The sequence below is a fragment of the Streptomyces sp. NPDC051578 genome (genome assembly GCF_044454045.1).
GTDB lineage: Bacteria > Actinomycetota > Actinomycetes > Streptomycetales > Streptomycetaceae > Streptomyces.
Map to the genome: position 1 here is coordinate 66,592 of NZ_JBITDH010000011.1, position 12,990 is coordinate 79,581.

15 protein-coding genes and 2 pseudogenes are annotated in these 12,990 nt (G+C 68.7%); 9 read left to right on the top strand and 8 right to left on the bottom strand.

Annotated features, from left to right (window positions below):
• Nucleotides 1-282 precede the first annotated feature (282 nt).
• Entirely contained in the window at nucleotides 283-789 is a 507-nt protein-coding gene (locus ACIA6C_RS29970; RefSeq protein ID WP_399280575.1) for a DUF3995 domain-containing protein, read from the top strand.
• 43 nt (nucleotides 790-832) lie between these two features.
• Nucleotides 833-967: pseudogene (locus ACIA6C_RS29975) on the top strand (IS5/IS1182 family transposase); the annotation flags it as partial.
• Between the two features lie 44 nt (nucleotides 968-1,011).
• On the opposite strand, the gene ACIA6C_RS29980 reads toward ACIA6C_RS29975, so the two are convergent.
• Together ACIA6C_RS29980 and ACIA6C_RS29985 are read right to left on the bottom strand one after the other, a co-directional pair.
• Nucleotides 1,012-1,713 carry a transferase gene (locus ACIA6C_RS29980; RefSeq protein ID WP_399280577.1) on the bottom strand — a complete coding sequence of 234 codons (702 nt, stop codon included), beginning with the start codon at nucleotides 1,711-1,713 and terminating at the stop codon, nucleotides 1,012-1,014.
• Nucleotides 1,714-1,961: 248 nt separating this feature from the next.
• Nucleotides 1,962-3,056 carry an NAD-dependent epimerase/dehydratase family protein gene (locus tag ACIA6C_RS29985; protein ID WP_399280579.1) on the bottom strand — a complete coding sequence of 365 codons (1,095 nt, stop codon included), beginning with the start codon at nucleotides 3,054-3,056 and terminating at the stop codon, nucleotides 1,962-1,964.
• 141 nt (nucleotides 3,057-3,197) lie between these two features.
• Here ACIA6C_RS29985 and ACIA6C_RS29990 point away from each other — a divergent pair, with 141 nt between their 5' ends.
• Together ACIA6C_RS29990 and ACIA6C_RS29995 are read left to right on the top strand one after the other, a co-directional pair.
• Entirely contained in the window at nucleotides 3,198-4,559 is a 1,362-nt protein-coding gene (locus tag ACIA6C_RS29990; protein ID WP_399280581.1) for a tetratricopeptide repeat protein, read from the top strand.
• Entirely contained in the window at nucleotides 4,556-5,446 is an 891-nt protein-coding gene (locus tag ACIA6C_RS29995) for a glycosyltransferase family 2 protein (protein ID WP_399280583.1), read from the top strand. The genes ACIA6C_RS29990 and ACIA6C_RS29995 overlap by 4 nt, the downstream gene beginning before the upstream one ends.
• A gap of 4 nt (nucleotides 5,447-5,450) precedes the next feature.
• Here the strand turns inward: ACIA6C_RS29995 and ACIA6C_RS30000 are convergent, their stop codons facing one another.
• Together ACIA6C_RS30000 and ACIA6C_RS30005 are read right to left on the bottom strand one after the other, a co-directional pair.
• Nucleotides 5,451-6,041 carry a transposase gene (locus ACIA6C_RS30000; protein WP_399280585.1) on the bottom strand — a complete coding sequence of 197 codons (591 nt, stop codon included), beginning with the start codon at nucleotides 6,039-6,041 and terminating at the stop codon, nucleotides 5,451-5,453.
• Nucleotides 6,038-6,349 (bottom strand): winged helix-turn-helix domain-containing protein, encoded by a 312-nt coding sequence (locus ACIA6C_RS30005; protein WP_399276257.1) that lies wholly within the window; start codon nucleotides 6,347-6,349, stop codon nucleotides 6,038-6,040. The genes ACIA6C_RS30000 and ACIA6C_RS30005 overlap by 4 nt, the downstream gene beginning before the upstream one ends.
• Before the next feature lie 320 nt (nucleotides 6,350-6,669).
• Between ACIA6C_RS30005 and ACIA6C_RS30010 the strand changes: the two are divergent.
• A pseudogene (locus ACIA6C_RS30010) lies at nucleotides 6,670-7,469 on the top strand (IS5 family transposase); the annotation flags it as partial.
• Nucleotides 7,470-7,486: 17 nt separating this feature from the next.
• Here the strand turns inward: ACIA6C_RS30010 and ACIA6C_RS30015 are convergent.
• Nucleotides 7,487-8,014: a GNAT family N-acetyltransferase gene (locus ACIA6C_RS30015; protein ID WP_393274138.1), complete on the bottom strand. Its 528-nt coding sequence runs from the start codon at nucleotides 8,012-8,014 to the stop codon at nucleotides 7,487-7,489.
• 27 nt (nucleotides 8,015-8,041) lie between these two features.
• Here ACIA6C_RS30015 and ACIA6C_RS30020 point away from each other — a divergent pair, with 27 nt between their 5' ends.
• Entirely contained in the window at nucleotides 8,042-8,584 is a 543-nt protein-coding gene (locus ACIA6C_RS30020; RefSeq protein ID WP_399280588.1) for a hypothetical protein, read from the top strand.
• Nucleotides 8,585-8,616: 32 nt separating this feature from the next.
• Here ACIA6C_RS30020 and ACIA6C_RS30025 read toward each other — a convergent pair whose 3' ends face one another.
• From ACIA6C_RS30025 to ACIA6C_RS30035, 3 genes are read right to left on the bottom strand one after another with little or no spacing between them, the layout of a single operon-like run.
• Nucleotides 8,617-8,910, bottom strand: a complete 294-nt coding sequence (locus ACIA6C_RS30025) for a DUF1330 domain-containing protein (protein ID WP_399280590.1) — start codon at nucleotides 8,908-8,910, stop codon at nucleotides 8,617-8,619.
• Between the two features lie 33 nt (nucleotides 8,911-8,943).
• A complete protein-coding gene (locus ACIA6C_RS30030) occupies nucleotides 8,944-10,377 on the bottom strand; it encodes an MFS transporter (RefSeq protein ID WP_399280592.1) in 1,434 nt (477 codons plus the stop codon).
• A complete protein-coding gene (locus tag ACIA6C_RS30035; RefSeq protein ID WP_014173936.1) occupies nucleotides 10,374-10,736 on the bottom strand; it encodes a MarR family winged helix-turn-helix transcriptional regulator in 363 nt (120 codons plus the stop codon). The genes ACIA6C_RS30030 and ACIA6C_RS30035 overlap by 4 nt, the downstream gene beginning before the upstream one ends.
• Nucleotides 10,737-10,865: 129 nt before the next feature.
• Between ACIA6C_RS30035 and ACIA6C_RS30040 the strand changes: the two genes are divergently transcribed.
• The 3 genes from ACIA6C_RS30040 (at nucleotide 10,866) to ACIA6C_RS30050 (ending at nucleotide 12,763) form a co-directional block, all read left to right on the top strand.
• Nucleotides 10,866-11,033 (top strand): transposase, encoded by a 168-nt coding sequence (locus ACIA6C_RS30040; protein ID WP_399280594.1) that lies wholly within the window; start codon nucleotides 10,866-10,868, stop codon nucleotides 11,031-11,033.
• Nucleotides 11,034-11,279: 246 nt separating this feature from the next.
• Nucleotides 11,280-11,564, top strand: coding sequence for a phosphopantetheine-binding protein (locus ACIA6C_RS30045; protein ID WP_399280596.1), 285 nt, complete (start codon nucleotides 11,280-11,282; stop codon nucleotides 11,562-11,564).
• On the top strand, nucleotides 11,561-12,763 hold the full coding sequence (locus tag ACIA6C_RS30050; protein ID WP_399280598.1) for an enoyl-[acyl-carrier-protein] reductase FabV: 1,203 nt from the start codon (nucleotides 11,561-11,563) through the stop codon (nucleotides 12,761-12,763). The genes ACIA6C_RS30045 and ACIA6C_RS30050 overlap by 4 nt, the downstream gene beginning before the upstream one ends.
• Nucleotides 12,764-12,990 lie beyond the last annotated feature (227 nt).

Here is a 12,990-nt window from a genome sequence, read left to right on the forward strand (position 1 = left end):
ATCTCAATCGCTCCCAAGGTCGTAAGGGCTGTCCCGTAACTGATCTTTGAGGTTGCCAGTTCCGGGTCCGTCGGCCCGCTCGCAGCTCGGGCGTCGAGAGGTAGCTCTCGTGGTGGAGGGCGGATCCTCTGTGCGGATGACGCGTGTCGTCGCCGTTCGGATCATGATCGAGTCATGCCAATCATGCGGTCCTCGGAAGACACAGTGCGCCCCGTCCCGCGCCGGGCAGTCCGCCTTCGTCTGAGCAAGTGGCCTGGATACGCCGCTGCGACGTGGGGGTTCTTGTTCGCGGTACCCAGTTTCGTCTGGGCGACGGGCAATACTTTCGGCGCGCAGTCGACGGTGTCGCCGTCGTTGGTGAAGCTCGCTCGCGACGGAGTGCCGTGGTTCCTGGCTGTCCTGGTGATAACTGGCTTCCTGAAGCTCTTCGGGGCGCTGGTCGGCATCGGCTTGACGCGACCGCGAGGCTCGCGGATCAGCCGGCTCTTGGTGCTCTGCGGCGGTGTCGCAGCGATCCTGCTCACTTGGCATGGCGGCCTCTTCGTCGTCCACGGTGTGCTGGTCGAGGCTGGTGTCATCTCTGTTGAGCCAGATCTGGCTGCGCTGACCGGCTGGTACCTCTACCTGTGGGGGCCATGGTTCATCGTCGGTGGTCTGGCCTTCGCCGGGGCCACCGCGCTGTACGTCCGTCAATGCGATGATCGGCGCAAGCTGCGGCTCTACGGCGCTGTGGGCGCGGTGGGCGCCCTGGTCCTGTCCTTGGCCTCGACGGCTACCGGGATCGGTTGAGAGCTGTCACGTAACTGCTGGTCACGGGTGAGATGATCTCGCGGTGGCTGGTGTGATCACGGCGTCGGAGCCGTCCTGGATAACTCCGTTCACAGGGCTCAGCCCGCGTCAATTTCGTAAGCTGGTGACCATGCTGCGGCGCCAGGAAGCCGGCAGGGTCCGCCCGGGGCGGCCCTGGTGCCGTGTTCTCCGAAGGGCCGGAAGAGGGTGACCAGCCGTGGATCAGCGGGTGAAGGTGCTCCGGCGCCGGCGGACGCTGGTTTCCATGGTGTGGGGGGCGGTAACGGTGCAGTCTTTCGGGACGGTCCGGATGGCCAGTGTTACACCGCTGGTGATCTGGCAGCGGCGGCCGATGGCGACACCCGGCCCGATGCTGATGTTGTTGCCGGTTTGGGTGTCGTCGCCGATGACGGCTCCGAATTGCGTGGTCCCTGACCGGTACAGGCCACTGCCGGTCCGCATGATCACTTCTCGGTCGGGCTTCCGCATGTCTGAGGTCATGTTGATCGCGGCCACGGTGACTCCGGCGGACAGGTGGGCTCGGGCCCCGAGGATCGTTCGGTTGATGCCGATCCGGTGCCCGAGCACGGCGCCTTCCCCGACGAACGCGGCGGTGACTTCGCAGTTGAAGCCGACCCGGGCTCCGGCGCACAGCACGCTGCCCTTGCGCACAGTCGTGAACTCATGGACCTGTACATCCGGACCGATGATCACGTCGTCGCCGAGGATCGCTGTGGGGTGGATGAACGCGGAGGGATGGATGCGCCGGTCCTCCCCCAGTGTGACAAGGGCTTCGCGCTGCAGGCCCGTCCACTGGGCCAGGAAGTCGGCGAGCTCGAACTTTTCCAGGCTGCCGTACGGTGTCGTGGCGATGGCCCCCCGGGTGGGGGCGGTGACGTAGTCGCCGAGGATGATCCGTTCCATTGCAGTGGCCTTTCGTACGGTTCGGGGCTCAGGTCCGTCGGGGGTTAGCTCGCCGTTCATGGGGTCCCGGAAGGACGTGGACCTCGGCGTGTGGGTGGCGCTGACCGTGGCACCGCACCAGGTCCGTGGCGGGGCTGAGGGCCTGGTGCGCGGGCTTCACCGAGGGTGTCCGGACGTCCGGCGGCCCCCGGCGCCCGATGCGCTGGCGGATGGTCCGGTGACTGACCAGCCGGGGCTTCCCCGGTCGTCTAAGCCGCGGTGTGCTCCCTCCTAAGCCATTCCGGGGCGGCGGCCGGGGTGTCCTGGAGCCACTTCACGTATCGGGTCACCCCCTCGGCGATGGTGACCTTCGGCTTCCAGCCCAGGATGTTCTCCATCCGGCGAATAGCCGCGTACCCGCCGAGGGGGTCGCCGGCGGGAAGCGGCGTCTCCAGGAACGGCGTGTTCGGGTAGTGGGACTGGACCAGCTCGGCGACCTGCCTGACGCTGGTCGGGACGCCGGTGCCGATGTTCAAGGTCTCGGTGTGGGCGCGAGGGCTGACCAGGGCCCGCAAGGTGCCCTCAGCGATGTCGTCCACGTGGACCATGTCCCGCACCTGCCTGCCGCCGCCATTGAGGTGGAGCGGGAGACCGAGGTGGGCCCGTGCGGTGAACCAGGCCACGACCCAGGAGTGGGAGTCGGGCTTGATGGTCTGCGGTTCGCCGTAGACGGAGAAGTACCGGACGATCGCGTAGGAGGTGCCGACCTGGCCGAGGACCAGCGCGGTCTGCTCCTCACCCCAAGCCTTGGAGTTGCCGTACACGGACTTGGGACGCGTGCGGGTGAACTCGTGGAACTGGGGCGGGATGCGTCCGTGGACGGATTCCAGTAACTGGCGCATGGTCAGGAGGTCGGGGCTGTCGGTCTCCTCGGGGTTCCCGTCGCCGTAGACGCTGGCAGAGGAGACGAACACCATCCGGCGGACGCGCTCGGTCGCGGCGACGGCGTCCAGCACGCTCTGGGTCCCCGCCACGTTGGTGTCGATGGCGGCCAATGGGTCGCGGGTGCAGGCGGCGACGTCCGCCAGGGCGGCGGCGTGGATCACGTAGTCCGATTCCGCGACGAGTTTCCGTACCAGCACGGTGTCCCGGACATCTCCCAGCACCACGTCCAAGTCCCCCAGCCGGACACCGAACAGGTCGGTGTACACCTGCTCGGGGTAGGCGTTCATGGTGCACAGGACAACCGGGCGGGCGCCGAGGTCGCGCAGCTGAGCGGTAATGCGAGAGCCGATGAGACCGGCGCCGCCGGTCACCAGGACGGTGGCGCCGGTGAGAGCACCGAGGTCTGAGCGGTGGTGCACGATGCCTCCAGAAACGGGTTCGGGTGGAACGTGGCGGGCGGCCGGCCTTGCAATCAGTGAAGCGGTGATCACAGTGCGCAGGTACCGTGGGCACTGGAGCAGTCCGTTCAATCCGTTCAAGATCGGTTCAAGGGGTGCGAGTTGTCGGACAGCCGGAATCCGAACATCGCGCTGGCGGACGTCATCGCCGAGGCCGGGTGCACGTACGAGTCCCTGGCCAGGGAAATTCGCACCATCGCCGCCGAGGCCGGGACGGAACTGCACACCTCCCGCTCAGCCGTCCACTCCTGGGTCACAGGCGGTACCCCTACCGGCCAGACCCGCGCCTACATCGCCGAGGCCCTCACCAGACGGATGAAGCGGAAGGTCACGCTCGCCGAGATCGGTCTAGGCTGCGCAGGCATCGGGGAAGCCCTGGGGGCCGATCCGTTGGCCACCGCCACAGACCTCGGGAGATTCGTGATGCTCCGTCGCAGGGACTTCCTCAACGCCGCCTTCGCCACGGCTGCCGTCGGTCTGCCGCTCACCTACGACCACGAAGCTGTCGCCGCCACACTCAGGGCGGCCGAACGCGGCGGCAGCGTCGGTGCGGAAGAAGTCGCCACCGTCCGGCAGCTCACCGAAACCTTCCGCACCGTGGACGACCGCCTCGGCGGCGGCCACGGGCTGACCACAGTGATCGCCTATCTCACCGACACGGTCATCCCCATGCTGGAGGGACGCTTCGGCTCCACATCGGTGCGGCAAAGCGCCTTCGGGGCGGCGGCGACTCTGGCGTGCCTGGTCGGCTGGAAGCACCACGACCTGGGCCGCGAAGGCGCAGCCCAACGCTACTACCTGCTCGGATTCCAACTGGCCTGCGAGTCCGATCCGGACGGGCACGGTGCGTGGATGATGCGGGCCCTGACGCACCAGGCGCTCGACCTCGGCCACCCCGCCTCCTGCATCGGCCTGGCGGAGGAAGCGCTTCGGCGCTCCTCGGGCAAGGTCGACCGCCAGACCGAAGCACTCCTGCGAGTCACGTGCGCCAGGGCGTACGGAGCCGGCGGAGAGGGCGAGAAGGCGGCGGCGGCCTTGGTGTCGGCCGAAGACGCGATGCTCGCCGGCAACGACCAGGTGCCCTCGTACGCGGCCGCCTCCGGGCCCGTCTCGGCCACCCTCGCCTCGCACACCGGCAAGACCCTGACCGAGATGAAGGACCACCGGGCAGCGGAGAAGCACTACCGCGCGGCGCTCAAGGGACGGGTGCCGGGCACCTACCAGCGCGTGCACGGCCTCACCATGGTCAACCTCGGCAAGTCGGTCGCCGCCCAGCACCGGCACGAAGAAGCCGTGGCCCTGTGGAATCGCTCCCTCGACTTCATGGACGGCGTGGCCTCCGACCGGAACCGCAAGGAAATCCGATCGATCCAATCCGCGGCGGCCGGCTACCGACAACGCCGAATCCCCGGAGCCGACGCCCTCAGCCAGCGCGCCACCGACCTGCTGCGAGCCCACGCATGAACCACCCCCGTACGAACACGCCCACCGTCGGCGTCGTGATCCTCACCATGGGAGACCGGGATAAGGAACTCCAGGCCCTCCTCGACTCGGTGGCAGCCCAAGAAGGGGATCCCGCGCAGGTCGTCGTGCTCGGTCAGGGAGTAACCCTGCCTCCCCTTCCCGACGGGGTCGCGGCCGTCGAACTACCACAGAACCTGGGCATCCCCGAAGGCAGGAACGCCGGAGTGCGGTGGCTGCGCGAACACGGGGGCGTCGACATCGTTCTGGTCCTGGACGACGACGGCCTACTCCCCCAGACCGACACGCTGCGACTGGTCAGGGAGGCTTTCACCACCAACCCGCGCCTGGGGATCGTCGGCTTTCGCATCGCGGACGAGGAAGGCCTCTCCCAGCGCAGACACGTTCCCCGCCTCGGCGGCGCCGATCCACTGCGCTCAGGACGGGTCACGACCTTCCTGGGCGGCGCCCATGCCATCCGGATGAGCGTCATCGACGAGGTCGGCGACTTCCCCGCACAGTTCTTCTACGCCCACGAGGAAACCGACTTCGCCTGGCGCGCCCTCGACGCCGACTGGGACATCGACTACCGCGCGGACATGGTCCTGACCCACCCCAGGACGGCGGCGTCCCGCCACGCCGTCTACTACCGCAACACCGCACGCAACCGCGTCTGGCTGGCGAAACGGCACCTGCCCGCCATCCTGGTGCCGGTCTACCTCGCCTCCTGGGCCGCGTACACCCTGGCCCAGCGGCCCCCGATGGCAGGGCTGAAAGCCTGGTGGGCCGGGTTCTTCGAGGGCATGCGAACCACGTGCCCGCCGCGCCGTCCCATGCGATGGCGGACAGTGTGGCGTATGACCCAACTCGGCCGGCCTCCTGTGATCTGACCCCCTACTGATCTTTTCGTAAGTTCAGTGGGTGTGGTGGGTGGATGGTCAGGCCGGTGTGGGCGAGGAACGACCATGGCAGTCGGGGGTTGGTGTTGATGCGGTGGATGCCTTGCTCGGTGGCGTCGGCGACATCGGCGAGATGGTCTCCGGCGAGGTTGGCGAGTTCCCGTTTCTTGAGCGAGGACCACAGCAGTTCCACCGGGTTCAGCTCGGGAGCGTAGGCGGGTAATCGTTCCAGAGTGAGCCAGTCCTGTTCGGCGACCCAGGCCCGCATCGCCCGGCTCCAGTGGGCGGACAGGCCGTCCCAGACCAGGACCACTCGCTCGCCGCGGTAGAACGGCTTCATCTGCTCCAGGACCTCGATGAGGGCGGCGGTGTCGTAGCTGCCGGGCTTGAGGTGGAAGCACAGGCGGGCCCCTCGATCGGGGTCGGTGGAGTGGTATCCCAAGGCCCCGGCCATCGACGCGCGCTTCCAGTTCAGCCGGTGCCGCAACAGCGGCGTCCGACCTCGGGGCGAGTAGGTGCGGCGGATCTGAGGCAGCAGGGAGACGCCTGATTCGTCGAGGAACACGATCCAGGCACGTGTGTTCATGGCCCCTTTTTGATGCGCGGCCACTCGTGAGCGATCCAACGGGCGATCTCCGACTCGTCCCGCTCGACCGCCCGCCGCTCGGGCCGTTGCAGGCTCCATCCGAGCCGGCCGGTCAACAGCCGCCACACCGACGCCCTCGACAACACCACCCCCGTTGCCCGGGTGACGACCTCACCGACTCGTTCCAGGGTCCACAGGTCGGCCTCGAAACCATGAGCCTGGGCACCTTGCTCCAACGCGGCCCGGATCGTCTCGACCTGGGTGTCGTCCAGCTTGGGTGGGCGTCCGGTGGCTGCCCGTCTCCGCAAGGCCGAAGCACCACCTTGCTCCCACACCCACCGCCAACGCCGCACACTCCCACCGCCCCCGCGATCTCCGCATTCGAAACACCGTCCTCGAACAACTCGACCGCCCGAACACGACGCGCCTCCGCCAACTGAGGCCGTGACAACGGAGGAAGGGAGGAACCGGCAACCGAGGGGGAAGGTCGATAAGCCACCCCGACAGCCTCCCACCCACACGGCCACCACACCCACCGAACTTACGAAAAGATCAGTAACTGATCGTTTCAGAATGAGTTGAGCTGTGGGTCTTGCGCTCGGCGATCTTGGTCGGCAGGGTGTCCGGGGTGCGTGTTGATCTTGTTCCTGACGACCTGTGGGAGCGGGTGGCTCGGCTGTTGCCCCCTGCTCCCGAGCGGCGCCGTCGCCATCCGGGACGGTTGCGTGTTCCCGACCGAACGGCGCTTGCTGGCGTCATGTATGTGCTGCGGACCGGTGTTGCCTGGCGTGACGTTCCCGCAGAGAGTGTGGACTGCTCCGGTGTGACGGCCTGGCGTCGACTGCGGGACTGGACCGATGCCGGTGTCTGGCCCCGCCTGCACGCCACCCTGCTGGGCGAGCTGCGCCGCGCCGACCTGCTGGACTTGGACGACTGTGCCGTGGACGGCTCTCACATCCGGGCTCTCAAAGGGGGGACCACGTCGGTCCCTCACCGGTCGACCGGGCCCGCCCCGGCTCCAAGCACCACCTGATCGTCGACCGGCACGGAACCCCGCTCGCCGTCACGCTCACCAGCGGAAACCGGCACGACGTCACCCAGCTTCTGCCCCTGCTGAACGCGGTTCCCTCGATCCGGGGCCTGTGGGGACGCCCTCGGCGCAAGCCCCGGCGACTGTACGCAGACCGGGGTTACGACTTCGACAAGTACGCCCGCCTGCTGTGGAAACGCGGCATCAAACCCGTGATCGCCCGACGTGGTACCGCCCACGGCTCCGGACTGGGCAAAGTCCGCTGGGTAGTCGAGCGCGCCTTCGCCTGGCTTCACCAGTTCAAACGACTCCGCATCCGCTACGAAAGACGTGCTGACCTCCATCAGGGCCTACTCGAACTGGCCTGCAGTCTCATATGCCTTCGCCGCCTACGGACTCGTTGTGAAACGATCAGTCAGTCGCCCAGGACCCGCTCCCACAGCAGCCCGTCCCGCCAGCTCCCGTCGAGAAAGATAGACGAGTGCGCGACGCCGTACGGGCTGAACCCGTTGCGGCGTAGCACCCGTTGCGACGGCAGATTCTCCAGATTGGTGGACGCCTCAGCGCGGTGCAACCCGAGTTCGTCCGTCATCACCTGGAGTACAAGCCCGACGGCGCGCCCGGCGTGCCCTTGATTCTGGGCGACGCTGGCGATCCAGTATCCGACGGAACCGCGGCGAAGGTGGGGCTGCGGCAGGATGCCTCCGACGGTGACCTGCCCGATCACCTGGTCGTCGGCGAGTACCACGCCCGGCCAGACCGTGCCGGCCCGGTATCCGGCCAGCAGCCTGTCGATCCGCTCCGCCTGACCCTTCGGGGTGAAGAAGTCGGCCGGCTGGGCAGGTTCCCATGGCCGGAAAGTCTCGAAGTCCCGCACCCTATGCGCGGCGATCGGGGCGGCGTCGCTGAGCTCTATCAGGCGGATCCTGGTGCTGTTGTACATGGGCTGATCCTCGTGGCGGTGCGTCGGATGAGACCTGCCAACCTATGCGAGCCGCAGGAGCCAACACTTCTGGCCAAGCGCTTCATTCTGAAACGATCAGTAAGCCACCAGCAACGCGACCAGACCGAGCGGCGCATCCGCGCGGCCATCGACCGACTGCTGGCCGGGCAGATCCCGCCCGGCGGCGCCTGCGACGTCAAGACGCTCGCCCGCGAGGCGGGCATCTCCCGCGCCTCCTTCTACCGGACCTGGGGCCACCTCAAGGACGAGTTCGAGAAGCGGCGGGCAGCCGCCTGGGCAGCCGGCCAGCAGCCCGACCCCCGCGAGGCCCGCATCACCCGACTGCAGGACCTCAACCAGCGGCTCACCGGCAAACTCGCCCGCACACACACCGAGCTCACCCAGCTCAAGGAGCGACAACGGCTCCTCCTGTCCGTCTTGGCCGCCAAGGACGACGAGCTCCAGCGGCTCCGCCGCGAGCTGAGCACGTTGAGCTGCACATCCCTGGCTCCCGTCCCGAAACAGCAGGAGGACGCCTCCACGGGCGTCCTCCCCGTGCACCGGGCCTGAGAGGGTTCAGTGAAGATCCGACTGAACCTCGGTCAGTCGATGCCTTCGACGATGCGGAAGTCGCGCTCGAAGCCGTCGGGGAGGGCCACCAGCGCCTTCTGGTATGCCTCGCTCTCGTATGCCGCGACCGCCTGTTCAAAACTTTCGAACTCGATCAGAACGACGCGTTCGGTGATTCCGGCCTCGTGGGCGACGACTCGACCGAAATTGGACAGGACGCGCCCGCCCCCGGCTTTGACGGCCGGAGCGGCCAACTCGTTGTAGGCAGCCAGCTTCTCAGGGTCTGAAATGGTGCGGTAGACGCTGACCCAGTAGCCCTTGGGCATGGAACCTCCAGTGTTGGGATGAGTGCATCTGACTTACGGGTTGGTCTCGGACGAGCGTCGGCGGGCGAGAGCGAGGCTTGTCAGGGTCGTGATCGCCATCGCGCCGATGCCCACCAGCGCCGCTGAGGTGTAGGCGCTGTCGTCGGGGAAGAGGTGGCCGGGGCCGGTGCCCGCGGCGAGGATCAGGCCGCCGATGGCGCTGCCCAGGGAGTACCCGACGCTGCGGACGACGTAGTTGAAGCTCATGGCGCTCGACGTCTCGCTCTTGGGGGTGACGGCCAGGATGACGCCGGGCATCGCGGCCGAGAAGCCGCCGACGCCGAAGCCGAGCACGCCCATCGCCGCGAACAGTTCGGCCAGGTCCGACCGGGCCGCCGCGAACAGGGCGAACCCGCCACCGACCACGACGGCGCTGCCGGCCAGGAGCAGGGGGTCGGCGATCCGCGTCCGGACCCGCGGCGTGAGCGTGCCGGCGACGAACCCCAGCACCGAGAACGGGATGAGGACCAGCCCGGCGACGAAGGTCGTCAGCCCGAAGCCGTAGCCGACGCCGTGCGGCGTCTGCGCGTACCGGGTGATGAGCGTGAGCAGGAGGTACATGCCGATCCCGCCGACGAACATGGCGAGGTTCGCCCCAGCGACCGCCGGGTGCCGCACCGCCCGCACATCGACCAGGGGCGTCGTGCTGCGCAGCTCGATGACGGCCCAGACGCAGAGCAGCACCACCGCGACGACGGCGAGGCCCGCCGCCACGGCGAGGTGCCGGCTCCACAGATTCCGTTCACCGGCGAGGAACAGCACCAGGAGCAGCGCAGCGGCCAGGACGACCGCGCCTACCACGTCCACGTGGGCGGAGCGGCCTTCGGGGGCTTTGGGCATGGAGCGCCACGCGGTCAGGAGGGCGGCGGCGGTGACGACCAGGCCGAGGCCGTAGGCGGCCCGTACCCCGCCGAGCTCGGCGAGCAGTGCGGCCACCGGGTAGCCGACGCCGGCCCCGATGATCGAGACCACCGAGATCAGGGCGATCACGGCCGCGCTGCGCTCCTCGGGGAGGTGGTCCCGGGCCACGCCCATCATCAGCGCCGTCAGCCCGAGCCCGATGCCCTGGGCCGCCCTGCCGGCCAGCAGCCACGCGAACGGCAGCGGCAGCACGGTGAGCGCGCTGCCGGCGACGACGACCGCCAGCGTGGCGAGGATCGTGGCCCGCCGGTGCGGGCCGGCTCCGAGCCGGCCCAGGACCGGCGTGGCGACGGCGCCGCTGAGCAGCGCGACGGTCAGCGTCCACTGTGCGCTGCCGAGCGAGACGTGGAACGAGGTCGCCACGCTGGTGATGAGCGGCGTCCCGAGGCTGGCGACCGCCGCCACGACCAGAGCGATGAACATCAGGGCGGGGACCAGCAGCCGCGCCTCGGAACGCGCCACCGGGAACGCCTTCGCCGCTGCCCCGCCGACCGGCTGCCCGGTCATTGCTTCGGCCCTTCGCGGTCCTGGCTTTCGAGCTCTGCCAGATGCTTCAGCGCCGGAAGGGCCGCCACCAGCGCCTCGACCTCGTCGCCGGTGAGCTCGCCGATCAATCGCTCGAACGCGTGGACGCCCGCCTGGCGCCGCGTCCGGACATAGGAGGCGCCGGCCTCGGTCAGGCACACCAGCGTGACCCGCTTGTCGGACGCGTCGCCCCGCCGCTCGACCAGGCCGGACTCCTCCATCACCCGGACCAGGGCGGTCATCGCGGGCTGGGTGACGCCCTCGACCGCGGCCAGATCGGTGATGCGCCGCGGGCCGGTCCGGTCCAGGGTGGCCAGGGTGGCGGCGGACGTCAGGCTCATGTCCCGAGGCAGGCGTCTCGCGGCCCTGGTGGCCAGGCCGTAGAGGGCTGCCCCGATGGCGGCGGACGCGCCAGGAGTGGTGTCTTGACGACTCATGCTCCAAGCATAGCGCTTTTATATTCATAGTTTATGGAAATGGTCGACTGGCGCCGGCTCTACGAGCTGGGCTCGGGGGCCGAGGGCAGCATCGAGGAGTTCGTGGACGGCCACCGCGGACGCCGGTGCCGCTACCGCGGCCTCGCGAAGACGCACGTCCAGCACGTCCTGACCGTACTCGCGATCAACGTCGAGCGCTGAGCCTTCAAGAACCCGCCGACGGTCCCTACCGACCGCGCCCGCCCACGGCGTTCCAGCAGTGCCTCGCTGCACGGGTTGGTGCCGGACGAGTTCACCCAAACCACGGCATGCGGCGGCTTTTGCGCCCTGTGGACTCCTCAGCGACATATTCCGCCAGGTCACCGGCATGCCCGCCGTGAAGCCGCTCCCGATCATCCCCGAACAGCAGCTCCTCACCCAGCTGCGACGACCCCAGGAGACCGCCCCGTGAGCACCGAGGAGCTGTCAATGCCGCAACCCACAAGGAGCGATCGCATTCTGCGTGACACGCTGTCACATGCCTGCGGCGGTCCTGTGGATACGATCCCTGATACCGGACGGCTGGAGCAGGACTTCGGCATCGACAGCCTGGCCCTCGCCGAGCTGATCGCCGCCCTCGAATCCCGACTGTCCGTGATCATCCCCGACGAGGAGACCGGCCGCCTGCGCACAATCGCGGACCTGCGCTCCCTCCTCGCCCGCCTCGCCCCGGACGAAACGGATACCCCGTGAGCCTTCGTCAGATCGAGCCCAAGCAACGCGGGTTCCTCATCGTCAACGCGCACCCCGACGGCGCAGCCCGAACCGTGCACCGCATGTGGGAGGCGATCCCCGCCCGCAGCGACGGTCGCCGCCCGGTCGCACTCATCCTCGGACACTCCGCCGGCTACGGCCTGGCCACGCTCCTGGCCGGACTGCGCCAGCACGGCATCCGTGGCATCGGCGTCGCCTTCGAGACCCCCGACACCGGCCGTCGCACCGCCAGCGCCGGTTGGTACCGCACCGCAGCGACCGCTGACCTCGCCGCCGCCGACGGGCACGACATCCGCTTCGTGAACACCGACGCCTTCTCCATCGACGCCAAATCCCACGTCGCGGACCTGCTGGAGGAGCATTACGGGCCGGTCGACTACCTCATCTACAGCCTTGCCGCCCCCCGCCGCACCGACCCGGCCACTGGAGAAGTCCACCACTCGGTTATCAAACCGCTCGGCGCCGCCTACGAAGCCCCCGCGCTCGACTTCTCCGCCAGCGAGCCCGCCATCTCATGGACGCGGATCGAACCCGGCACCGTGACAGAGACCCGCGCGACGGTCGCGGTGATGGGCGGCGAGGACTGGTCGGTGTGGGTCCACGTCCTGGCCGCCCGCCGGCTCCTGGCCCCCGGCTTCACCACTGCTGCCCTGACCTACGTCGGCTCGGAAGTGACTGCCCCGGTCTACCGGCAGGGCACCATCGGCGCAGCCAAGGAACACCTGGAACAGACCGCCCGCGACCTCAATGACTCCCTCCTCCTCAAGGAGAACGAGGGCCGTGCGTTCACCGTCGTGGCCGGCGCGGCCGTCACCCAGGCCTCCAGCGCCATCCCCTCCATCGCCCTCTACACCGCCTTCCTCCGCACCGTCCTCGGCGACAACGGCTTCCGCACGACGGCCCAGCAGGCCACTGACCTGTGGGACCAGCTCGAAGGACGCACCCCCCTAGTCCTCGACAACGAAGGCCGGGTCCGCCTCGACGGCTGGGAACTCGACGGCCGCGTCCAGGACCAGGTCCGCGCGTTGTGGGCCGACCCGCAGCGCAGCCTGGAATCCTCCCGCGCTGGCGCCCACTGGTTCATGGGCGAGGTGAGGGCCCTGTACGGCTGGAACGTCGACGACGTCGCCTACGACCAGCCGGCCGAGACCGACATTCCCTGGCCCACGCAGAGGTAGAGGACACCCGATGCCTGGCGGGCCGGACCTTGGACTCGACCGTCCCTCGGGTCCGGCCCCTCTCAACCTGCCGAGCTCCTGCCTGGCCGGAACACCACACCTGCCCGGTCCCACCGGCGCGCGGTGGTGCGGCGGATCTTGCCCGTGGCCACCGTTTTGAAGGCAATCCCCTCCGCCGGGGCGACACGTGCTTCGAGGCCGTCCTCCGTCCCAATCCACACCGACCG

What these genes read in the sequence shown, in the direction of transcription:
- ACIA6C_RS30020 (WP_399280588.1), top strand. Translation starts at nt 8,042, where the DNA reads ATGAGACCTGCCAACCTATGCGAGCCGCAGGAGCCAACACTTCTGGCC.
- ACIA6C_RS29980 (WP_399280577.1), bottom strand. Translation starts at nt 1,713, where the DNA reads ATGGAACGGATCATCCTCGGCGACTACGTCACCGCCCCCACCCGGGGG.
- ACIA6C_RS30015 (WP_393274138.1), bottom strand. Translation starts at nt 8,014, where the DNA reads ATGTACAACAGCACCAGGATCCGCCTGATAGAGCTCAGCGACGCCGCC.
- ACIA6C_RS30000 (WP_399280585.1), bottom strand. Translation starts at nt 6,041, where the DNA reads ATGAACACACGTGCCTGGATCGTGTTCCTCGACGAATCAGGCGTCTCC.
- ACIA6C_RS30025 (WP_399280590.1), bottom strand. Translation starts at nt 8,910, where the DNA reads ATGCCCAAGGGCTACTGGGTCAGCGTCTACCGCACCATTTCAGACCCT.
- ACIA6C_RS29995 (WP_399280583.1), top strand. Translation starts at nt 4,556, where the DNA reads ATGAACCACCCCCGTACGAACACGCCCACCGTCGGCGTCGTGATCCTC.
- ACIA6C_RS30030 (WP_399280592.1), bottom strand. Translation starts at nt 10,377, where the DNA reads ATGACCGGGCAGCCGGTCGGCGGGGCAGCGGCGAAGGCGTTCCCGGTG.
- ACIA6C_RS30035 (WP_014173936.1), bottom strand. Translation starts at nt 10,736, where the DNA reads ATGAGCCTGACGTCCGCCGCCACCCTGGCCACCCTGGACCGGACCGGC.
- ACIA6C_RS30040 (WP_399280594.1), top strand. Translation starts at nt 10,866, where the DNA reads ATGGAAATGGTCGACTGGCGCCGGCTCTACGAGCTGGGCTCGGGGGCC.